General features: G+C 58.7%; 23 protein-coding genes. 10 read left to right on the forward strand and 13 right to left on the reverse strand.

The genetic code is table 11. The annotated features are described in order from the left end of the window. Nucleotides 1-2 precede the first annotated feature (2 nt). Together ACZ5A6_RS13835 and ACZ5A6_RS13840 are read right to left on the reverse strand one after the other, a co-directional pair. Complete coding sequence (locus ACZ5A6_RS13835; protein WP_013635316.1) at nt 3-1,106, reverse strand: TRAP transporter substrate-binding protein; 1,104 nt, start codon at nt 1,104-1,106, stop codon at nt 3-5. 138 nt (nt 1,107-1,244) lie between these two features. Continuing rightward, the gene (locus ACZ5A6_RS13840) at nt 1,245-1,718 is read right to left on the reverse strand and encodes a group III truncated hemoglobin (protein ID WP_097101164.1); all 474 of its coding nucleotides are present in this window, start codon (nt 1,716-1,718) and stop codon (nt 1,245-1,247) included. A 140-nt stretch (nt 1,719-1,858) separates the two neighbouring features. On the opposite strand from ACZ5A6_RS13840, the gene mbfA reads away from it, so the two are divergent. Then, nucleotides 1,859-2,842, forward strand: coding sequence for an iron exporter MbfA (mbfA, locus tag ACZ5A6_RS13845; protein WP_003514615.1), 984 nt, complete (start codon nt 1,859-1,861; stop codon nt 2,840-2,842). A 63-nt stretch (nt 2,843-2,905) separates the two neighbouring features. On the opposite strand, the gene ACZ5A6_RS13850 is transcribed toward mbfA, so the two are convergent. Together ACZ5A6_RS13850 and ACZ5A6_RS13855 are read right to left on the reverse strand one after the other, a co-directional pair. Next, entirely contained in the window at nt 2,906-3,520 is a 615-nt protein-coding gene (locus ACZ5A6_RS13850) for a transglutaminase-like cysteine peptidase (RefSeq protein ID WP_003514617.1), read from the reverse strand. Nucleotides 3,521-3,638: 118 nt separating this feature from the next. Then, on the reverse strand, nt 3,639-4,427 hold the full coding sequence (locus ACZ5A6_RS13855) for an alpha/beta hydrolase (protein WP_174060660.1): 789 nt from the start codon (nt 4,425-4,427) through the stop codon (nt 3,639-3,641). A 187-nt stretch (nt 4,428-4,614) separates the two neighbouring features. On the opposite strand from ACZ5A6_RS13855, the gene infC reads away from it, so the two are divergent. The 6 genes from infC to pheT all read left to right on the forward strand — a co-directional run bounded on the left by infC (nt 4,615) and on the right by pheT (nt 10,561). Next, nucleotides 4,615-5,151 (forward strand): translation initiation factor IF-3, encoded by a 537-nt coding sequence (gene infC / locus ACZ5A6_RS13860; RefSeq protein ID WP_060641871.1) that lies wholly within the window; start codon nt 4,615-4,617, stop codon nt 5,149-5,151. 194 nt (nt 5,152-5,345) lie between these two features. Next, nucleotides 5,346-5,549, forward strand: coding sequence for a 50S ribosomal protein L35 (rpmI, locus tag ACZ5A6_RS13865; RefSeq protein ID WP_003493355.1), 204 nt, complete (start codon nt 5,346-5,348; stop codon nt 5,547-5,549). A gap of 40 nt (nt 5,550-5,589) precedes the next feature. Continuing rightward, nucleotides 5,590-5,994, forward strand: a complete 405-nt coding sequence (gene rplT, locus ACZ5A6_RS13870; RefSeq protein WP_003514622.1) for a 50S ribosomal protein L20 — start codon at nt 5,590-5,592, stop codon at nt 5,992-5,994. A 165-nt stretch (nt 5,995-6,159) separates the two neighbouring features. Then, nucleotides 6,160-7,038, forward strand: coding sequence for a lipopolysaccharide kinase InaA family protein (locus ACZ5A6_RS13875; RefSeq protein WP_174060661.1), 879 nt, complete (start codon nt 6,160-6,162; stop codon nt 7,036-7,038). After that, nucleotides 7,031-8,113 (forward strand): phenylalanine--tRNA ligase subunit alpha, encoded by a 1,083-nt coding sequence (pheS, locus tag ACZ5A6_RS13880; protein WP_003514626.1) that lies wholly within the window; start codon nt 7,031-7,033, stop codon nt 8,111-8,113. Before ACZ5A6_RS13875 ends, pheS begins: the two co-directional genes overlap by 8 nt. Nucleotides 8,114-8,137: 24 nt before the next feature. Further along, nucleotides 8,138-10,561, forward strand: a complete 2,424-nt coding sequence (pheT, locus tag ACZ5A6_RS13885) for a phenylalanine--tRNA ligase subunit beta (RefSeq protein ID WP_003514627.1) — start codon at nt 8,138-8,140, stop codon at nt 10,559-10,561. A gap of 55 nt (nt 10,562-10,616) precedes the next feature. Here the strand turns inward: pheT and ACZ5A6_RS13890 are convergent, their stop codons facing one another. Then, nucleotides 10,617-11,618 carry an aldo/keto reductase gene (locus tag ACZ5A6_RS13890; protein WP_013635323.1) on the reverse strand — a complete coding sequence of 334 codons (1,002 nt, stop codon included), beginning with the start codon at nt 11,616-11,618 and terminating at the stop codon, nt 10,617-10,619. Between the two features lie 117 nt (nt 11,619-11,735). On the opposite strand from ACZ5A6_RS13890, the gene ACZ5A6_RS13895 reads away from it, so the two are divergent. Then, nucleotides 11,736-12,626 (forward strand): LysR family transcriptional regulator, encoded by an 891-nt coding sequence (locus tag ACZ5A6_RS13895; protein WP_174060663.1) that lies wholly within the window; start codon nt 11,736-11,738, stop codon nt 12,624-12,626. On the opposite strand, the gene ACZ5A6_RS13900 is transcribed toward ACZ5A6_RS13895, so the two are convergent. The 4 genes from ACZ5A6_RS13900 to ACZ5A6_RS13915 form a co-directional block, all read right to left on the reverse strand. Then, the gene (locus ACZ5A6_RS13900) at nt 12,627-13,070 is read right to left on the reverse strand and encodes a GNAT family N-acetyltransferase (RefSeq protein ID WP_003514632.1); all 444 of its coding nucleotides are present in this window, start codon (nt 13,068-13,070) and stop codon (nt 12,627-12,629) included. It abuts the gene before it with no gap. Nucleotide 13,071: 1 nt separating this feature from the next. Further along, nucleotides 13,072-14,022, reverse strand: a complete 951-nt coding sequence (locus ACZ5A6_RS13905; protein WP_025592187.1) for an aldo/keto reductase — start codon at nt 14,020-14,022, stop codon at nt 13,072-13,074. Nucleotides 14,023-14,133: 111 nt separating this feature from the next. Continuing rightward, the gene (locus ACZ5A6_RS13910) at nt 14,134-15,117 is read right to left on the reverse strand and encodes a GlxA family transcriptional regulator (RefSeq protein ID WP_174060664.1); all 984 of its coding nucleotides are present in this window, start codon (nt 15,115-15,117) and stop codon (nt 14,134-14,136) included. Next, nucleotides 15,117-15,677 (reverse strand): isochorismatase family protein, encoded by a 561-nt coding sequence (locus ACZ5A6_RS13915; RefSeq protein WP_065661465.1) that lies wholly within the window; start codon nt 15,675-15,677, stop codon nt 15,117-15,119. The genes ACZ5A6_RS13910 and ACZ5A6_RS13915 overlap by 1 nt, the downstream gene beginning before the upstream one ends. Nucleotides 15,678-15,857: 180 nt before the next feature. Between ACZ5A6_RS13915 and ACZ5A6_RS13920 the strand changes: the two genes are divergently transcribed. Then, nucleotides 15,858-16,841, forward strand: a complete 984-nt coding sequence (locus ACZ5A6_RS13920) for a Gfo/Idh/MocA family protein (RefSeq protein WP_003514640.1) — start codon at nt 15,858-15,860, stop codon at nt 16,839-16,841. Here ACZ5A6_RS13920 and ACZ5A6_RS13925 read toward each other — a convergent pair. Further along, entirely contained in the window at nt 16,838-17,209 is a 372-nt protein-coding gene (locus ACZ5A6_RS13925; RefSeq protein ID WP_149909559.1) for a hypothetical protein, read from the reverse strand. The genes ACZ5A6_RS13920 and ACZ5A6_RS13925 overlap by 4 nt on opposite strands. An 11-nt stretch (nt 17,210-17,220) precedes the next feature. Further along, a complete protein-coding gene (locus ACZ5A6_RS13930; RefSeq protein ID WP_038489554.1) occupies nt 17,221-17,463 on the reverse strand; it encodes a hypothetical protein in 243 nt (80 codons plus the stop codon). Nucleotides 17,464-17,653: 190 nt separating this feature from the next. On the opposite strand from ACZ5A6_RS13930, the gene xseA reads away from it, so the two are divergent. Further along, a complete protein-coding gene (gene xseA, locus ACZ5A6_RS13935; protein ID WP_149909560.1) occupies nt 17,654-19,258 on the forward strand; it encodes an exodeoxyribonuclease VII large subunit in 1,605 nt (534 codons plus the stop codon). Here xseA and ACZ5A6_RS13940 read toward each other — a convergent pair whose 3' ends face one another. Both ACZ5A6_RS13940 and ACZ5A6_RS13945 read right to left on the reverse strand, forming a co-directional pair. Then, complete coding sequence (locus tag ACZ5A6_RS13940) at nt 19,259-20,461, reverse strand: mandelate racemase/muconate lactonizing enzyme family protein (RefSeq protein ID WP_174060665.1); 1,203 nt, start codon at nt 20,459-20,461, stop codon at nt 19,259-19,261. It lies immediately after the preceding gene. A gap of 54 nt (nt 20,462-20,515) precedes the next feature. After that, nucleotides 20,516-21,223, reverse strand: coding sequence for a FadR/GntR family transcriptional regulator (locus ACZ5A6_RS13945; RefSeq protein WP_112682591.1), 708 nt, complete (start codon nt 21,221-21,223; stop codon nt 20,516-20,518). Between the last annotated feature and the right edge of the window lie 74 nt (nt 21,224-21,297).

A 21,297-nucleotide genomic window follows, 5' to 3' on the forward strand; every position in this document is an offset into this window, starting at 1 on the left:
GATCAGAGCGTGCCGTTGCGCTGCTGGATCATCATATAGGTGTCATAGGTATATTCGGCGATCTGTGCCCAGAGATAGGCGTCTTTCTTGAACGCCTGCTGGCTATCGTAGATCTTCTTGAAGCTCTCGTTCTTGGCCGAAATCTCGGCATAGGTATCCTGCGCCGCCTTGTGGCAGACGTCGAGGATTTCCTGGCTGAACGGCCGCAGGATGGCGCCCTGCGCCACGAGTTCCTTCAGAGCCTTCGGATTGCGCGCGTCATAACGCTCCAGCATGCTGGCGCTGCCGGCGGCGCAGGCGTCTTTCAGAATACGCTTGTAGTTCTCCGGCAACTCGTTGAACTTCTGCAGGTTCACGAAAGCATGAACGGCTGGGCCACCTTCCCACCATGCGGGGTAGTAGTAATATTTCGCAACCTTGTAGAAGCCGAGCTTCTGGTCGTCATAGGGACCGACGAATTCGGTTGCATCGATGGTGCCCTTTTCGAGAGCGGCGTAAACATCGCCGCCGGCGATCTGCTGCGGTGTCACGCCAACCTTCTGCATCACCTGGCCGGTCAGGCCGGCAATGCGCATTTTCAAGCCCTTCAGGTCATCGATGGTGTTGATTTCCTTGCGGAACCAGCCGCCCATCTGGGCGCCGGTATTGCCGAGCAGGATCGAGTAGATATTGTGCTGGGCAAGAAACTCATTGAGCAACTCGTTGCCGCCCGCCTGGTTGAACCATGCATTCGTCTGGCGTGCATTGAGACCGAAGGGAACCGAGGTCCCGAGCGCAAAGGTCGGGTCCTTGCCGACATAGTAGTACGAGCAGGTATGCGCCATTTCGACGGTTCCGGCGGTCACCGCATCCGCTGCCTGCAGCGCCGGCACGATTTCGCCACCGGCGAAATGCTGGATGACGAAGTTGCCGCCGGATGCTTCCTTGACATGATCGGCGACGATCTGGCCGGCACCGAATAGAATGTCGAGGCCCTTGGTGAATGACGACGTCATGCGCCAGGTGATTTTGGGGTTTTCCTGCGCAATGGCCGGAGCGGCCAGCACGGTTGCGGTAACACCGGCACCAACAGCGCCCGCCTTGCGAATAAATGATCTGCGATCCATGTCGATAAGCCCTGATATGTCTGCATATTACAGGCGAACCGTACGGTACGCCTCCCACTGGCTACTAAACATTTATCCTTGCGGCCATCAAGGGGAATATTTGAACTTGCCGGGCCTGCTATCATCGCCCGGATGGGACTAAGGATGCATGCGTTTTAACGCCGGATCATCCATTGCAGGATTATAAAACAGCGAAAGCGTCAGGCTTTTTGCGATGCGTTCCGCAGTTTCCATGAACCAGCTATGGGCTTGTGGGCTCGGCGCGATATCGTCAAGGGTGGCCGAAAAAAGCGCCAGCCATTGCGGGAACAGTTCCGCCGACATGCCTTTTACGCCAAGATGCGCCTGCACCGGCTTGCCGCCGTAGCCGCCATTCTTGAAGGCCACGGCGGCCCAGAACTGTTTCATCCTGGCCATATGCTCCGGCCAGCGCCCGGAAAGCCGCGCATCGAAGACAGGGCCCAGCGTGGGATGTTCCAGAACGCGGCCGTAAAATGTCTCGACCAGCAGGTCGACGAAACCGGCGTCGATGCCGATAGCCGCCATGGCCTTTTCCGCCCTGTTCTGAATTTCCGCGTTGTGGGCGGCCTTTGCCGCGATCTGGTCCTGCATTGTGCTTCCTTTTGCGGCAGAACCTACGTGGCTCTTCGACACTCCGCAATGCGACCCTTTGGCATATTAGAATAATTCTAAAAGGCTTGATTGTGACATGACCAGGATGTATTTAGAATTATTCTAAAGAGGTTCCAGCCATGTTCCGCAGTCTTTTTTCCCTGTCCAAACGCCCGTTCTCCTCGCTTGGCGAACAGGAAATCCTCGCACTTGCCATCTCGTCCGAAGAAGACGATTCCCGCATCTACCGCTCTTATGCCGATCATCTGCGCGCGCAATATCCGCAATCCGCAAAAATCTTCGATGATATGGCCGAGGTGGAGCAGCAGCATCGAAACGTGCTGATCGACATGCACCGCAGGCGATTTGGGGAAACGATCCCCCTGATCCGCCGTGAGCATGTGCGTGGCTTTTACGAGCGCACGCCGGACTGGCTGGTGAAGAACCTGTCGCTCGACAAAATTCGTGCGCAGGCGGAATTGATGGAGGCCCAGGCGATCCGTTTTTACGACGAGGCTGTCAAGCGAACCAGCGATGCCTCGACCCGCAAGCTGCTCGGCGATCTGGCCGAGGCGGAGCGTGGTCACGAAGACATCGCACAGATGCTGGAAGAGAAACATCTCGACGAAAACGGCAAGACAGAAGAGGCGGAAACCGCAAAGCGGCAATTTCTTCTGACCTTCGTGCAGCCGGGTCTTGCGGGACTGATGGATGGTTCCGTATCGACGCTGGCGCCGATCTTCGCAGCCGCCTTCGCCACGCAGGATACGTGGCAAACCTTCCTGATCGGCCTTTCGGCCTCCGTTGGCGCGGGTATTTCCATGGGCTTCACCGAGGCGGCCCATGATGATGGCAAGCTTTCCGGTCGTGGCTCTCCGGTAAAGCGCGGTCTCGCCTCAGGCATCATGACGGCCGTTGGTGGCCTTGGCCATGCGCTGCCCTATCTCATTCCGCATTTCTGGACAGCAACGGCCATCGCCGCGGTCGTCGTCTTCGTGGAACTCTGGGCCATCGCCTTTATTCAGAACCGTTTCATGGAAACGCCGTTCCTGCGGGCAGTGTTTCAGGTAGTGCTCGGCGGTTCGCTGGTGTTGGCCGCCGGTATCATCATCGGCAACGCCTAGTGAATAAGAAAGCCCGCAGCGTTTGCTGCGGGCTTTCTGCATTGAGCCTATAATATCTGTCGATCAGCGCAATGCGCCGACCAGAACGTCGCGGCCATCCTCGATGGAAACCCAGCGGCCCGAATTGAAGGACGCCTGCCGCTTCAGATAAGTGTAGTTGGTGTCGGTCCAGAGCTTCACGTCGTCTGTGAGATTGTCGAGAATGTAATCGCCATCCGTGGTGCGGAGCGTCAGCACGGCGTGGCCCTCGCCATCAGGCTTGCGCACGACAGTAATTAGCAGGTCAGCAACGGAAAACCCACGCTCGATCAGCTTCTTGCGCTTCAGCAGCACGAAGTCCTCACAATCGCCAGCGGTCGTGGGATATTCCCAGACTTCTTCCTTGCCGTAGATTTCCATGTCGGTCATGGCGACGATCGAGGTGTTGACGGATGTGTTGATCTCGCGAACCACACCCCAGCCATACTCGGTGACGCGTGGCGGCGGCGTCAGCTTGCTTCGAATGTTGCACTCGCTCGCGTATTTCTGACAGAACTCATAATGGCCGATTGGCTGGGATGTGATCCCGCCCGTCACCATGGAAGGGCTTCCCTTGGTTTCCGCCACGGCGGAGGCAGCAGTCAATAGCCCGGCGGCAACTGCAAACAGCAGCGCACGCGCCAGCGGTGCGTTCATCATGAAACCCGTCCCTTAATTCTTAATGAAAAGTTAAGAGGGTTGGGGGTCAGGAGTCAATCACTAGCCATCGGCGGCGCGCAAGACTCGTTAAATATGGTTAAGATCGTTGCGCAAATGCCTATGTTGCAAGGGCTTTGACGGCAGCCAGCATCCTGTCGATATCCTGCGGCCGGGACAGCCGGTGGTCGCCATCGCGGATCAGCGTCAAGACGACGTCGTCGGCAGGAAGATGTTCGAGGAGCTTCAGCGCATGCTGATAGGGAACATCGGGATCGCGCATTCCCTGCAGGATGTGAACCGGGCAGCCCGTGGTAATGATGCCGGTGAGGACGCGGTTCTGCTGCCCGTCTTCCATCAGCGCGCGCGTAAAGATGTTTGGCTCGGGGCTGTATTCCGAATGTTCCTCGAAATAACCTTTTTCTTCAAGCGACCGTTTTTCCGCATCCGTGAGGCTCGGCTCTATCAGGTCCGCCGTGAAATCGGGGGCTGGCGCAATGAGGACCAGACCAGCGACGGACGGCGTGCCGCCAGCCTTGCGCAGTTCCTCGACCATGCGCAGCGCAATCCATCCACCCATCGACGAACCGATAAGGACGACGCGCGATGGCGCCTTTTCGCGCACGACGGCAAGTGCCTCTTCCAGCCATCTTGAAATCGTGCCCTTTTTAAAGTCTCCGCCGGAAGCGCCGTGCCCGGAATAATCGAGCCGCAGGCACGCAATGCCGTTTTCCGCTGCAAAGCGGTCGAGTTCCACCGCCTTGGTTCCCGTCATGTCGGAACGGTAACCGCCGAGCCAGACGAGCGTGGATGCATCTTCTCGTGAAGTTGCCGGGCGATGAAGGACGGCGATGTCGCGGGCGTCGTCGCCCATGCCTACACGCAGGAATTCAGCGGCTTGTTCTGTCATGTATATGCAATTCTCCTGAATTTCGCGCAACAAAGGCGGCGTATTTGCAAAAACCGTGACAACAGGTGATCTTTTCGGGCAGATATGCTATTGACTTCGCCACGGCAATAACGACATTTCCGCCGCTTGTACCAAACAAGCTGTTTTTTGCCGATGTGATCCAGAAACAGATCAGGAGAATACGACCATTCGCAGACCTTTCAAAGCCGATGCCCCCGTCAAGGAGGGCCCGCGCTCCAACCGGGAAATCCGGGTTCCCAGAGTTCAGCTTATTGATGAAGAGGGCCAGAACCTCGGTAGCATGCCGACGGACCAGGCTTTGAAAATGGCGGAGGATGCCGGTCTCGATCTCGTTGAGATTTCGCCGAACGCTGAACCGCCGGTATGCAAGATCCTCGATCTCGGCAAGCTTAAATACTCGACCCAGAAAAAAGCCGCTGAAGCGCGCAAGAAACAGAAGATCGTCGAGGTCAAGGAAATCAAGATGCGCCCCAACATCGACACGCATGACTATGACGTGAAGATGAAGGCGATGAACCGTTTCTTTGACGAAGGTGACAAGGTGAAGGTGACGCTGAAGTTCCGCGGCCGCGAAATGGCCCACCAGGAACTCGGCATGAAGCTTCTCCTCCAGGTGAAGGAAGATACCCAGGCGATTGCCAAGGTTGAAGCCGAGCCGAAGCTGGAAGGCCGTCAGATGATGATGGTTCTCGCGCCGAAATAACTCTTTCGCGCACGCCGCCCGGGCGGCATGAAGCACCACCGCAAGGGGAAGTTCGTATTCCCCGTTGCGCTTTTAACCGACTGCGGTTATAAGCGCGCGTCCGAACGGTCCGGCAGGGCATGCCGAGGCCGTTCCTGAATAGCTTGAAATAGGCCTCGTCTGCCTGTTTCGATACAAAAACACGGAGTAGCAAAATGCCCAAGATGAAGACGAAGTCCGCTGCAAAAAAGCGGTTCAAGATCACCGCCACCGGCAAGGTTGTTGCAGCCGCCGCCGGTAAGCGCCACGGCATGATCAAGCGTACCAACAAGTTCATTCGCGACGCGCGTGGAACCATGGTTCTCGCCGAAGCTGACGGCAAAAAAGTCGTCAAGAACTACCTGCCGAACGGTCTCTGAGACTTTTCCGCACTTTTGGACACTTTAAGGAGATCATGACATGGCACGCGTAAAACGTGGCGTAACTTCCCGCGCCAAGCACACCAAGACACTCAAGGCAGCCAAGGGCTTCTACGGCCGCCGCAAGAACACCATCCGCGCAGCAAAGGCTGCTGTGGATCGTTCCAAGCAGTACGCTTACCGCGACCGCAAGGTCAACAAGCGCAACTTCCGCGCTCTGTGGATCCAGCGTATCAACGCTGCTGTTCGCGAATTCGGCCTGACCTACGGCCGCTTCATCGACGGCCTTAACAAGGCTGGCATCGAAGTTGACCGCAAGGTTCTGTCCGACATGGCTATCCATGAGCCGGCAGCATTCGGCGTGCTCGTCGAGACCGCGAAGAAGGCTCTTGAGTACCTCAAGGAAGCTGGTACGACCAACGAGTTTGAAACCGCTGTAAAGTAATTACGGCGCGGACAATCTGTTGTTCATTTGAAACCCGCGCCGGTCCTCCGGCGCGGGTTTTTCGTTTTCAGTTTCTGATACAGCTCTATCGGCGTTTTTTAATTTAGAAATTTAGAAGAGTTGGAGTATTCACGCCGTTTGAAGCGAAATCCTTGGTGGACGGAAATGCTGGTCAATAAAATTGAGGTTGTGGAAGCAGAAGGCTTTCGCGTTCATCTCGACGATGACGACATCGCAACCCTGATGCGCGTCCTCCTGAAAAGTGACCGGCGCATTCAAAAGGTCGAGCTCTCGCAATTGACGGTGTGGATCAAACGGCAGGGCACGGAACGTGTGACGTGGTGGATGAAAATGCAGAAGCTGCTGTCAAAACTTCTGCCTTATGCTTTTCTTCGCCCTTCTGAACCGCTGGACGGCGCCGGCCTCATGCAGCGAGAGCTGGAAACGTTGCAGCAGTTCCAGCAAGGCGGTTTCCCGGTTCCGCCGCTGATCTACTCGTCGCGCACAGCAATGGTGTTGGGAGATGTCGGTCCGACGCTCATGGAGCGGATGGATGCGCTAAAGGCGTCCGATCCGGTGCAACATGACGCCTTGCTTGTGAAATCCGCAGAAGCGCTTGGCGAGCTGCATGCGGCGGGCCTCTGCCACGGCCGCCCGCATGTGCGTGACTTCTTTTTAAAAGACGACCGTATCGGTTTCATGGATTTCGAGGAGCGCCCTCAGGAGGTCATGCCGCTGGAGACGGCGCAGGCTCGCGATATCTGGCTGCTGTTTTTGCAGATCGCGACCCGCGCCTGCGATGCGCCGAAAACCTGCGACGCCGCCTTTGCCCGCTGGCGTGAAAACGCCCCGCCGCGGGCGCTTGAAGAATTGTGCCGTCTGATCGGCATTCTGGGGCGATTTTTACCGCTTGCCCGGTTGATCGGGCGCGTGCGGATGGGTAGTGATCTGCGACGCTTTATCATGGCGACCGACTATCTGATGAATGCTGTGAACCCCGAAGCCGCTGTTAAAAATACCGGCAAGGCAGGAAAAGATGACTGAACTTGATACCTTGAAATCGCAACTGATGTCGGAGATCGCCGCCGCCGCCGATGAGCCGGCCATCGAAGCCGTGCGCGTCTCCGCGCTTGGCAAGAAGGGCTCGGTTTCGGAGCTTCTGAAGACGCTGGGGTCGATGACGCCGGAAGAGCGCCAGACCCGAGGCGCTGCCATCAACCAGCTCAAGACTGAAATCACCGACCTGATCGGTGAACGCAAGAGTGGCCTGAAAGATGCCGCGATTGCCGCCCGCCTGAAGGCGGAAACACTTGATGTCAGCCTGCCGGTCCGCCAGTCTCCGACCGAGCGCGGCCGCATTCATCCGATCAGCCAGATCGTCGATGAAATCACCGCGATCTTTGCGGATATGGGCTTCTCGATCGCCGAAGGTCCGGATATCGAAACGGACTATTACAACTTCACGGCGCTGAATTTCCCCGAAGGCCATCCGGCCCGCGAAATGCATGACACCTTCTTCTTCCAGCCGGATGAAAACGGCGAGCGCAAGGTGCTGCGCACGCACACCTCGCCGGTGCAGATCCGCACCATGGAAAGCCAGAAGCCGCCGATCCGCATCGTCATTCCGGGCAAGACCTATCGTCAGGATTCCGATGCCACCCATTCGCCGATGTTCCATCAGGTCGAAGGTCTGGTGATCGACAAGAAGGCGCATGTTGGCAATCTGCGTTGGGTACTTGAAGAGTTCTGCAAGACCTTCTTTGAGGTGGATAGCGTTGTCATGCGCTTCCGCCCGTCGTTCTTCCCCTTCACGGAGCCGAGCTTCGAGGTGGATATTCAGTGCGACCGCTCCGGCCCGATCGTCAAGTTCGGCGAAGGCAACGACTGGATGGAAATCCTTGGCTGCGGCATGGTGCACCCGAATGTGCTGCGCGCCGGCGGTCTGGACCCGGATGAATATCAAGGCTTTGCCTGGGGCATGGGCCTCGACCGCATCGCCATGCTGAAATACGGCATGCCGGACCTGCGTGATTTCTTCAACGCCGATGTCCGCTGGATGAACCACTACGGCTTCCGCCCGCTCGACATGCCGACGCTGTTCGGCGGTTTGAGCGTTTAATCCGGTTAGCCAAGGAGCAAAGACATGAAATTCACTCTTTCCTGGCTGAAAGAGCATCTCGAAACGGATGCGACGCTGGACGAGATTTGCGAACGGTTGACGGCGATCGGGCTTGAGGTCGAGGACGTCGACGACAAGGCGGCCTATAAGCCTTTCGTCATTGCCAAGGTCGTCTCCGCCGAAAAACACCCCGAGGCCGACCGCCTCAAGGTGTTGATGGTGGATGCCGGTGACGGCAAGCCAGTGCAGATCGTCTGCGGCGCACCGAATGCGCGCGCCGGCCTTGTCGGTGCGCTGGCGCGTCCTGGCGTTTACGTGCCGGGCATCGATGTCACGCTTGCCGTCGGCAAGATACGCGGTGTCGAAAGCCACGGCATGATGTGCTCCGAAAAAGAGCTGAACATTTCCGACGATCACGACGGCATCATCGATCTGCCGGAAGACGCGCCGGTCGGCACTTCTTTCGCGACCTATGCCGGACTTGACGATCCGGTCATCGAGATCAATCTGACGCCAAACCGCCCGGATTGCACCTCGATCTATGGCATCGCGCGCGATCTCGCCGCTTCCGGTCTCGGCAAGCTCAAGACCAAGCCAGCGCCGTCCTTCAAGGTCGAAGGCTCAACCCCGGTCGACGTGAAGCTGGAGCTGGATGACGCGGCGCTCTGCCCCGGCTTTTCGCTGCGCATCGTGCGCGGTGTGAAGAACGGCCCGAGCCCGAAGTGGATGCAGCAGCGTCTGATGGCGATCGGCCTGCGTCCCATCAATGCGCTCGTGGACATCACCAACTACATGACCTTCGATCAGGGCCGGCCGATGCACGTCTTCGATGCCGCCAAGGTCAAGGGCGACCTGACGGTCCGCCGTGCGAAAGAGGGTGAGACGATCCTCGCGCTTGATCAGCGCGAATACAAGCTCGGCCCGAACAATGTCGTCATCGCCGACGAAAAGGGCCTCGAGTCCATCGGCGGCGTCATGGGCGGTGAACACTCCGGCTGTGATGAAAACACCGTTGACGTGTTGATCGAGTCCGCTCTCTGGGATCCGATCAACATCGCCAAGACCGGCCGTTCGCTCGGCATCATCACCGATGCCCGTTATCGCTTCGAGCGCGGCGTCGATCCGGAATATATGGTTCCGGGTCTGGAACGCACCACCGAACTGGTTCTGGAACTCTGCGGCGGCGTTGCCGGCGAAGCCAAGGTCGTCGGTTACAAGGGGCATCAGCCCAAGGTCGTGGATTTTCCGCTCTCGGAAGTGAAGCGTCTGACCGGCCTAGAAGTTTCGGCGGAAGAAAGCCTGGCCATTCTAAAGGGTCTCGGTTTCGGCATCGAGGGAACGGGCGAGCGTGTTTCCGTCACCGTGCCGTCCTGGCGCCCGGATGTCGACGGCAAGGCCGATCTGGTGGAAGAGGTCATGCGCATTCATGGCGTCGACAACATCAAGCCGGAACCGCTGGAGAGCTTCGGTGCCGTCAACGGCCGCATCTTGACGACGCTGCAGGTGCGCACCCGCACCGCGCGCCGTGCGCTTGCCAGCCGTGGCATGCTGGAGGCCGTCACGTGGTCCTTCATCCCGGAAGCTCACGCGAAGCTTTTCGGTGGCGGTTCGCCCGCTCTGAAACTGGCCAACCCCATCGCGGCCGATATGTCGGATATGCGTCCTTCGCTTCTGCCGGGCCTTCTGACCGCAGCACAGCGCAATGCCGACAAGGGCCATGGCGATGTGGCAATCTTCGAGGTCTCCGGCACCTATGAGGGTGACACGCCAGACACCCAGCGCCGTGTTGCCGGCGGTGTACGCCGTGGCACGGCCTCGCTCGCAGGAAGCGGCCGCATGTGGTCCAATGCCACAAAGGGCGGCGGCAAGCCGGTGGATGTCTATGACGCCAAGGCCGATGCGCTTTCGGTGCTCGAAGCCTGCGGCCTGCCGATGGCCAATGTGCAGATCGAGGCCGGCGCTCCCGGCTGGTATCACCCTGGCCGCTCCGGCACCATCAAGATGGGTCCGAAGGTCGTGCTCGGCTATTTCGGTGAATTCCACCCGAAGACTCTGTCAGAGCTGGATGTTTCCGGTGTCTATAGCGGTTTCGAGATCTATCTCGACGCCATGCCGGAGCCGAAGAAGAAGGCGACCCGCACAAAGCCGGCCCTTGAGCTTTCGCCCTTCCAGGCGGTCAAGCGCGACTTCGCCTTCGTGGTCGACAAGTCGGTCGAGGCAGGCGCCATCATCAAGGCTGCAACAAGCGCTGATCGGAAGCTGATCACCGGCGTCAATGTCTTTGACGTCTTCGAAGGGGCATCGCTTGGCGAAAGCCGAAAGTCCATCGCCATTGAAGTTCAGATCCAGCCGGTCGACAAGACGCTGACGGACGAGGATTTCGAGGCGCTGACCGCAAAGATCGTCGGTAATGTCGAGAAATCGACGGGCGGCGTGCTGAGAGCGTAAAGCTCTGTTTCCATGAATTGAAAAAGCCGAGGCAGTCGCCTCGGCTTTTTTGTTTTTAGCGGTTCGCCATCTGGGACATACGCTCGGGATATCGTTGGCCGGCAACCTTTGCTGGAGAAAGCAACGCGCCAAGGCTGGCGACTTCTTCTGCCGTCAGCGATACATCCGCTGCCGCCACGTTTGTCTCAAGATTGGCGATTTTCGTCGTACCGGGGATCGGAACGATAAAGTCACCCTGCGCCAGCACCCAGGCCAGCGCCAGTTGCCCGGCGGTAACACCCTTTTCGGCAGCCATATCTTCCAGAAGCTTGATGAGCGCCAGATTGGCATCGAAGTTTTCACTTTGGAAGCGCGGCAGGCCGCGGCGGAAATCGTCGGATGCAAGTCCGTCGAGCGACTTCAGCGCGCCCGTCAGGGCACCACGCCCGAGCGGGCTGAAGGGGACGAAACCGATACCGAGTTCCCGGCAGGTTTCCAGCACGCCGTTTTCCTCCACATCGCGGGTCCACAACGAATATTCGCTCTGTATGGCAGCGATCGGGTGAGTGGAATGCGCCTTGCGAAGTGTTTCGGCACTCGCTTCCGAAAGGCCTAGATGTTTCACCTTGCCCTGCCGCACCAGTTCCGCCATGGCGCCGACCGTATCTTCGATTGGAACATCCGGATCGACGCGATGCTGATAGAACAAGTCGATGGTGTCGACGCCTAGGCGTTTGAGAGAGGCTTCGGCGACGGCGCGCACATTTTCCGGGCGGCTGTCGGTGCCCACCATCATCTGGCCTGCGGGTTTGCTAGCGTCGATTTTGAAACCGAACTTGGTAGCAATGACCACCTTGTCGCGATAGGGCTTCAAACCCTTGCCGACGAGGATTTCGTTGTTGTAAGGCCCATAGACCTCTGCCGTGTCAAAAAAAGTGACACCGAGTTCGACGGCGCGGTGCAGCGTCGCTATTGCACTATTTTCGTCGCCGGTCGGGCTATAGGCATGGGTCATGCCCATGCAGCCGAGGCCAAGCGCCGAAACGGAAAGGTTGTTTCCGAGAGTTCTTTTTTTCATCTGTTCGTCCTTCCATGAGGAACCGCCCGTTGTCAGGGGCGTGATGAGAAGATAGCGCCCTAAGACGGCAAAAATAATCGCTGCAAATCGTTGCGGGTTGTTCTATTATTTAGAACAATGAACCGTGTGCAACTCTCCCAACTCGCTGTCCTCGCTGCCGTTGCCGAAGGCCGCAGCTTTCGTAAAGCTGCCGCCGAACTTGCCATTGCGCCTTCCGCCGTCAGCCATGCAGTATCGTCGCTCGAAGCAAGCCTTGGCCTGCGCCTGCTGCATCGTACCACCCGCAGCGTTTCGCCGACAGAGGAGGGCAGGCGGCTTCTCGAGACGCTTGGGCCGGCCCTTGCTGAAATCGATGCCGTCATCGATACGCTTGCCGAGCATGGCGGAAGGCCGGCCGGACCGTTGCGGATAACCCTGCCGAGACTTGCGGCGGAGGACCTGATCATGCCCCGGCTTGGCGAGTTCCTGCGGCTATATCCAGATATCTCGCTGGAGATTTCGACCGATGACCGCTTCGAGGATATTGTCGCAAAAGGTTTCGATGCCGGTCTGCGGCTCGGCGAGAATCTTGAAGCGGATATGATTGCCGTGAAGGCGAGCGGCCCATGGCGTGGCGCGATCGTCGGCGCCCCCACCTATTTCGAAGAAAATCCCCCGCCCCGTGAGCCGAGGGATTTGATGGGGCATCGCTGTATTCTCCGTCGCTTCTCCAGTGGTCTGCTCTACCGCTGGGAGCTGGAAAAGGACGGCAGACCTTTGGTGGTCGATGTGCAGGGGCCGCTCATCCTGTCGGACCAGAGCCTTATTCGCCGGGCGGCGATTGACGGCGCGGGTCTGGCTTTCGTTTTCGAACAGCGCGTAGAAGACGACATCAAGGAAGGCAGGCTGGTCCGGGTGCTGGAGGACTGGTGCGCGCCCTTTGATGGTTTTTATATCTATTACCCCTCGCGCCGGCAGATGCGCCCGGCGCTAAGGGCTTTCGTGGATTTCTTCCGCTTCAGAGGGTGATCAGAACTTGATGCGATAGCGGATATGGCCGTCGCTTTTGACGTAGCTGTCGTAAAGCTTCTGGGCACGGTGATTGTGCTCGTCAGTGTTCCAGTAAAGCCGGGACCAGCCCTTTTCCTTGCATATGGCAATGAGGTCATCCATCAGCGCCCGGCCTGTTCCCTTGCCACGGATCGCGCCGTCAACGAACAGGTCTTCCAGATAGCAGTCGGGCGTTTTCACCCAGGTGGAATCATGGAAGTGATGGATGGCGAAACCGGCCATCCTGTCGCCCAGAAGAGCCACGCGCATGGAAACGCGTGATGCCGGATCGAGGATACGCGCCCATGTATGGTCCGTAACTTCCTCGGCAAGGTGTACGTTATAGAAGGCGAGATAGTCGTTCCACAGGCGCAGCCATTCTGCCCGGTCTTCCGGCTCCGCGTCGCGAATTACAAGATCCATGTCACGCGCCCGCCTTGTCGAGCAGCGTCATCATCTCATCCGTCAGCTTGAGATTGACGGCGCGTTTGAAGCTTTCGAGTTGCGACAGGCTGGTGGCGCTGGCAATCGGTGCCGTCACGGCCTTCTTCCGCAATAGCCACGCCAGCGCGATATCGGCAAGCCTGGCTCCGGTTTCCACGGCAACCGCATCCATGGCGCCCAGAACGGCAAGGCCACGGGCGTTGACATATTCACCCACCCGGTAGCTGCGGGCGACGCCTTCGGTATCCGCCTTGGCGCGATATTTCCCGGTGAGGAACCCGGCCGCGAGGCTATAATAATTGATGACACCAATTTCCTGGGCGACGCAAAGATCGGCAAGCGGGCCTTCGAAATCCGCACGGTTGTAGAGATTATATTCGGGCTGCAGCACATCGTAACGGGGCAGATCGTTCTTCGCGGCCGTGTCCAGCGCTTCCTGAAGCTGGCTCACCGAATAGTTGGAGCACCCGATGGCGCGTATCTTTCCCTGTTCCTTCAGCTTTGCAAAGGCTGCAAGCGTTTCCTCCAGCGGCACATCCGCGTCCGGCTTATGGGCGAGGTAGAGATCGATATAGTCGGTTTGCAGCCGCTTCAGCGAGGCGTCGACAGCCTCTGCGATCCATTTGGCGCTGAGGCCTGTCTTCTGACCGCGATTGTCGAAACCAACCTTGGTAACGATCACCGCGTCCTCACGCTTGACGCTCGACTGTTTCAGCCATTTTCCGATGATGGCTTCCGACTCTCCGCCCTCATGCCCGTCCACCCAGGCGGAATAGACGTCTGCCGTGTCGATGGCGTTGAACCCGGCGTCGAAAAATGCATCGAGCAGGGCAAAGGAAGTCTTCTCGTCCGCTGTCCAGCCGAACACGTTGCCGCCGAAGACGATCGGGGCGATGGAGAGGCCGGTGCGGCCAAGGCTTCGTTTTTCCACGGGGAATGCTCCTGTTGCTGTCTTTGGCGGCAAGGTTATCAACTGCTTGCCGGCATAACCATTCAATTCCTTTGATGGCATTCATCAGGCAACGGGCAAAAGCGGGTGAGATCAGGCCTGAAAGCCGCGATAGTGGCTGGGCGGGAGGTGATTGTGCTGTTGCCACACGCGCCGCAAATGCCGGGCGGAGGCAAAGCCCGCCCGCTCCGCAATTGTCTCCATATCCAGACGGCTGTTTGCAAGGATGTCGCGGGCGAGATTGACCCGCATCAGGTTGACGTAGTCGATGACGCTGATGCCGGTATGCTCGCGAAACAGGCGGGACAGGTGCCTCTCGCTGAGTGCGGCAATATCGGCCAGCCGTTCCAGCGACCAGTCCTGAGCCGGCTCAGTCATCACCCGGTCCTGCACCCGGTGAATGGCGGGGTGAATGTGGTTGCGGCCGGTAAGCCAGGGGGAGATTTGCGGATCATTGCCGCTGCGCCTGAGATAAACGACCATGTTTTTGGCAATGCGCGCCGCGACCGCAGGCGATGTCAGTCGGGAAACGACATGCAGCATGAGGTCGGTGCCGGTGGAAATACCAGCGCTGGAGAAGCGGTTGCCATCCTCTACGAAAAGACGGTTTTCGGCCACCTGCGACAGCGGTGCGGTGCGGCGCAGCGCTTCGACGCAATCCGCATGTGTCGTACAGCTCCGCCCGTCGAAAAGTCCGGCTTCGCCCGCCAGCAGTGCGCCGGAGCAAATGGAAATGACTGTGGTGTCCGCGCGCACTGCGCGGCGCAACCATGCCACCAGCGCCTGCCGCTCCCGTCGCATCTCGGGCGCGTTGTCGAATCGGGAGATGCTGCCGGAAATCAGCAGGAAAGCATTGTCCGGCAGGCTCTCGGGCAAGGCCTCCAGCCCGCAAAGCCCAAGGCCGATGGAGGATTGCTGCTGGTCATGTTCCGCGATGTAACGGCAGTCGAAATGGATGTCCCGCTGTTCCGCGTTGGCATAACGGATCACCTCCAGCGGGCCGGCAATGTCGAGCAACAGCGCGTGTGGCGGCACAAGCGTAAAAAAGGGAATGGTCCGCGTGCCGCCATTGTCCATCAGGCGGCCTTTCGTACCGTTTCGAGAACGTCGCCGACGGTTGCGATACGCGCAAAGCGACCGGCCAGCACCAGCTCGGTTCGGGTGCGAATATCATCAGGGCTGAACACGGTGCCCGAGGCGTGCGTCATTGGAAAGGTAAGCGTCGCCTCGGTGACGTAATCGACTGTGTAACCGAGGTCCGATGCATGCCGTGTGGTCGTTTCGCAGCACTGTTCGGTGCGGATGCCGGATACGATCAGCCGGTTGATACCCTTTTGCGTCAGCCAGATATCGAGGCCGGTGCCGGCGAAAGCAGAGTGGCGGTTCTTGCGAAAGGTGACGTCAGGGGTAATGCGCACACCTTCCAGCGCGCGAATATAGCCGCTCTCCTCTGCAAAGGCCCGGTCGCCATCGACATGAAAGATTTGCACGATTGGAATGCCAGATGCCTTGGCGCCGTCGATCAGTGCCTGCTGTTTTTCCAGATAGGCGGGAAGTTCGCTTTCCTCGAAATAGGGGGTGTGCCGGAAGGATTCCTGAACGTCGATGACAAGGAGTGCTGTGTGAGAGGAGGACATTTCATGATTCTCCATTGGGTTCATGCATAGCATAATTCACCTTTGAAAGGCTGGATAAAAGCATGGAAACCGACAAAGGAAGGACGAATCCGGCCATAGCGTTTGCAGTTACGTTTCGTGCGACTTGCCAGGCGTCGCGACAATGGTAAGTTTCCCGGAATTACAGAGTGGGAGAATGAGATGCTGCGCTTCGGAATAATTTCAACGGCGAAAATCGCTCAGGATCACGTCATTCCGGCGATACAGGATGCGCGGAACTGTGTGGTCAGCGCCATCGCCAGCCGCGATCATGCCAAGGCGCGCGCGGTTGCAGATCGTTTTTCCGTCCCGCATGCCTTCGGCTCCTATGAGGAAATGCTTGCGTCCGATGTCATCGATGCCGTCTATATTCCGCTTCCCACCTCGCAACATGTGGAATGGACCATAAAAGCTGCCAATGCCGGCAAACACGTGCTGTGTGAAAAGCCGATCGCACTCAAGGCTGAAGAGATCGACGCCATCATCGCGGCGCGGGACGACAATGGCGTTGTCGTGTCGGAGGCTTTCATGGTCACCTATTCTCCTGTTTGGGCCAAGGTGAAGGAATTGCTGGCATCAGGTGCAATCGGAACGCTGAAGCATGTGCAGGGCGCTTTCAGCTACTTCAACCGCGATCCCGGCAATATGCGCAATATTCCCGAACTGGGCGGCGGGGCCTTGCCGGATATCGGCGTCTACCCGACCATCGTCACCCGTTTTGCCACGGGTGCCGAGCCGAAGCGCGTACAGGCGAGCGTCGAGCGTGATAAGGAATTCGGCACCGATATCTATTCCAGCGTCAGGGCCGATTTCGGCGGCTTCGAACTGAGCTTTTATCTGGCAACCCAGCTTGCCGCCCGCCAGCTGATGGTTTTCCATGGCACGGACGGGTACATCGAGATCAAATCTCCCTTCAATGCAAATCGCTGGGGCGCGGAGGAAATCGAGTTGACCAACCAGGGCCATAACCAGTCGCAAGTCTTCCGGTTTCAGGATAGTCGCCAGTACAAGCTGGAGGCGGAGGCCTTTGCCCGCGCGGTGAAAGGTGAGGGCGAGGTCGTCACCCTGGAAAGCTCGAGGAAGAACCAGCTTTTCATCGATGCCATCTACCGTGCGGCGGAAAAGGACGGTTGGGAGACGGTTTAATCCTGATCCGCACGCTGCTTTTGAAGCCGCCTATAGCCGTAAAGCGCCAGCACCAATGCCGCGAGTGCCGAAAAAGCAAGCGGGACCAGCGGCTGCACGAGTGGATTGCGCCATTGCAGCAGGGCGAACAGCCCGACGCCAACCATGCGGGAGATAAGCGTGACGGCGTTCAACAGAAAGCCGTTCAGCTCATTGCGGCCATCGCCATTCGAATGGTTTAGCCTCCAACTCGTCGCAAGCCCTGCCAAAGCGCCCGGAAGACGGGCGGCAAGCGGGTCGATGCCGATATAAAAAATCAGCAGAAAAGAGATGGAAAGGTCTACAGCCAGTCCGTAAACCTCGCTCAGGGCGAAGTGGCGAAGCCGCAAGGCCGTGTGCTTTAAAGCGTCGGCTGGGTGGAGCGCGGACGTTGCAGCACGAGAAGGCCGATGACCACACTCACAACGCCGAAATTATAACCGGCAAGCGCCAGGAGCAGCGACATCAGCGGCACGGCTGTTGCAGAAATCGCCAGTGCGACACCATAGGCGCCGATAACCATCAGGCAGATGAAAATGATGCTGAATACCGAACGCAACGCAACTGCGGTTACGCCGAGCAATGTGGCGGTAAGAAAAATCATGAATGCCGCCTCCTCTTTGGTTGCCGGGTCTGGGATAAGACGTAGCGTCCTCTTCCCTAACGAACCCTTGTTTTCTCCTCCCTCACCCATTTTCCTAACTCGTTAGTTGAGGATATGGTTTCACCGCCGTTAAAATAGACCCGGCCAGTACCGGCATTTCCGAATCGACGGGTTTTGGTTACAAACGGGCATGAGCGATATTTTCTCCAATGCCGCATTGAGCAATCTTGCCGAGTTCTCGGTTTCCGAACTTTCGGGTTCCATCAAGCGAACGGTGGAGACGGCTTTCGATCAGGTGAGGGTGCGCGGCGAGATTTCCGGCTACCGGGGTCCGCATTCGTCGGGTCACGCCTATTTCTCCCTGAAGGACGATCGCGCCCGCATCGATGCGGTTATCTGGAAGGGTACTTTCTCGCGGCTGAAGTTCCGCCCGGAAGAGGGCATGGAGGTCATCGCCACCGGCAAGGTCACCACCTTTCCCGGCTCCTCGAAATATCAGATCGTCATAGAAAGCCTGGAACCGGCCGGAGCGGGCGCGCTGATGGCTTTGCTGGAGGACCGCCGCCGGCGTCTGGCGGCGGAAGGACTGTTCGATGCGGAACGCAAACGCCGCCTGCCGTTCATGCCGCGTGTCATCGGTGTTGTCACATCGCCCACGGGCGCAGTCATTCGCGATATCCTCCACCGCATTTCGGATCGTTTTCCGGTCCATGTCGTCGTCTGGCCGGTCAAGGTGCAGGGGGAAGGCTCGGGTGAGGAAGTGGCGAACGCCATTCGCGGTTTCAATGCGCTTCAGCCCGGCGGTGAGATTGCACGCCCCGACGTGCTGATCGTCGCCCGTGGTGGCGGCAGTCTAGAAGATCTCTGGAGCTTCAACGACGAAATCGTCGTGCGCGCCGCTGCAGAGAGCGAAATCCCGCTGATTTCCGCTGTGGGGCATGAGACGGATACGACCCTGATCGACTACGCCGCCGACGTGCGCGCACCGACACCGACGGGTGCCGCCGAAATGGCCGTGCCGGTGCGTGCGGAACTGGAGGCGCAGCTCTCCGGCCTTGCAGCGCGCCTTTCCGGCTCGGTATCACGCCAAATGGACAATCGCCGACAGGGCGTGCGTGCTCTGGTGCGTGCGCTGCCATCGCTTGACCAGCTTCTGGCTCTGCCGCGCCGTCGTTTCGACGAGGCCGCAAGCGGTTTGGGTCGCGGGCTTGAAATGACGACGCTGAACAAGCGCCGCGCGTTCGAACGCTCTGCTTCGGGTCTGAGGCCGGAAATCCTGCTGAATGGTCTGCGGCAGCATCGCCAGCGTGTTACGGAACGCATGCAGAGGGCCGAGGCGCTTGTGGAGCGCCGCCTGTTGCAGGCACAGTCGAGAATTTCCTCGACCGATTCCGCGCTGCGTTCGTTGCCAGCCCGCTTGCTCGGCCAGTTGGAGAGGCAGAAGGAACGGGTCGTCACCGCAACGCGACGTGCCGATACCGCCGTGCTTCACCGCATGGCGCAGAACCGCTCGGGCCTTGCTGCCCATGACCGCATCCTGCAGTCGCTGTCCTATAAGAATGTGTTGAACCGCGGTTATGCTGTCATCCGCGACGAGGAGAACCGGCCCCTGACCCGGGCTGCTGCCATCGCGTCCGGCGCTATGGTGTCTATGGAGTTCGCCGACGGTCGCGTGGCCGCCCTGACGACAGGCGAGGCTACTCCAACATCTGACGTTCCCACGCCTGCCGCTCCCAAAAAGAAGCCGGTGAAACCGGCCTCTTCGGACCCGGGAAATCAGGGCAGTCTGTTCTGATCAGATCGACGCCGCGTCTGAAAAACGACGGCTGACGGTGAAGGTCTTTTCAATATCGGGATGCAGCTCCATGCCAAGGCCGGCACCCGGCGGCACGGTGATCATGCCGTTTTTAACTTCCGGCAATGCGGTAACGAGATCGCGGTACCAGGTCTTGTAGAAGGCGCGCACGCTTTCCTGAACCAGCGCATTCGGTGCGTTGAGCGACAGATGCGTGGAGGCGCAGAGTACCACCGGGCCGGTGCAATCATGCGGCGCAATCGGCAGATGCCAGGCTTCGGCCATCGAAGCGATCTTGCGCGCTTCGGAAAGTCCACCACACCAGCTGATGTCAAGCATCACCACGCCGGCGGCGCCAGTTTCCAGGAGATCTCGGAAAGCCCATCGTGAGCCGAGCGTCTCCGATGCGGAAATCGGCGCGGGTGAAACGGCGGCATAACGCGTCAGGCTGGAAAGGCTGTCCATCTTGATCGGATCTTCGTGCCAGAAGGTCTGGTAAGGGGTGAGCGCCTTGGCGATCTGCATGGCGGGCAGAAGCTGCCACATGGAGTGAAACTCCACCATGATATCCATCTTGTCGCCGACTGCCTTGCGAATTTTCTCGAACGGCTCGAGCGCGCTTTTCAGGTCAGGCATCGAGATATATTGGCCGCGCGTCTTTTCCGCCGCCGCATCGAAAGGCCAGATCTTCATGGCCGTGATGCCGTCTTCCAGCAGCGAATGGGCAAGCTCGTCCGCCCGGTGCAGGAAGCCGTTCAGATCGTCATAATCCTTGCCGCCGGACAGGCCGTAATTGGCCGTCTGCTGGCCGGTCGCCTTCTTGATATATTCCGTGCCCGCGCAGGTATTGTACGTGCGGATTTCCCTGCGGCTGAAGCCGCCAAGCAATTGCGCAATAGGCTGGTTGGTGGCCTTGCCAAAAATATCCCAAAGCGCGATATCGAAGGCCGAATTGCCGCGTACTTCCGCACCCGATGAACGGAAGCCGAGATAACCGACAAGGTCCTGTGCCAGAAGGTCGATCTGCAGCGGATCGCGGCCGATCACGCGGGGTGCGATATATTCGTGCACATAGGTTTCAACCGTCTCGGCGCCGTAGAAGGTTTCACCAAGTCCGGTAATGCCCTCATCCGTGTGGACCAGAACCCAGAGCAGGTTTGCCCGTTCCGCCACGCGGACGGTTTCGAGTTTCGTAATTTTCATGAAGTGTCTCCTCCAGAGGCAGGCAGTTTTCGGTCTGGAACTGCGTTTGAAAAATCAGGCGATGCCGGCGGCCAGAAGCGCATGCACGCTTTCATCGAAATGCCGCGCCATAAGTGTTGAGGCCGTTTGCGGGTCGCCCGCGGCAATGGCCTGTCCGATGGCGATATGAAGTTCAGTCGCGGCATGACGCTGCGCGTCGGATTTGCGGCTCTTCCAGCCGATCGGCCATGTCTGGCGCGTCACATTCTGAAAGGCGCCGAGAATGAGTTCGAAAACCGGGTTCTTGGAGGCTCTGGCAACGGCAAGGTGAAAGGCAAGGTCGTGTTCCATGACCCTGTCACTATTACCAAAGTCCCGCTCCATATTGTTGGCGTGGTCGAGAACGGTGAGCGCCTCCGCATCCGTTCGCCGCAGCGCCGCCAACGTCACGGTTCTGACTTCGATGGTGCGGCGCACGTCGTAAATCTGCTGGATGTTGATCTGCTCGGTGTGAATGCCATGTTCGAACATCAGCGACATCGCGCCATGATCCAGCGTCGCCACCGTGGCGCGCTTGCCGACGCTGACATCGATCAGCCGCATGGCCGACAAGGACCGGAAAGCCTCGCGAACCACGGTGCGCGAGACACCGAGCTGCTGCGAGAGCGAAAGCTCGCTGGGCAGCTTCGCTCCGGGGGCAAGTTCGTTTTCGCGAATGTGGCGCGTGATTGCGCCAATCGCGCTGCTGACGAGATCGGTTTCCTGCGAAATGGGCTTATACAATCGTTCCTCCAACCTGTAGGACAGGTTAACGGAAAATTGCTTATAGGATTTTTATCGCCGAAACAAGCGCCATA

This window comes from Agrobacterium sp. 6Ca8 (assembly GCF_055382765.1).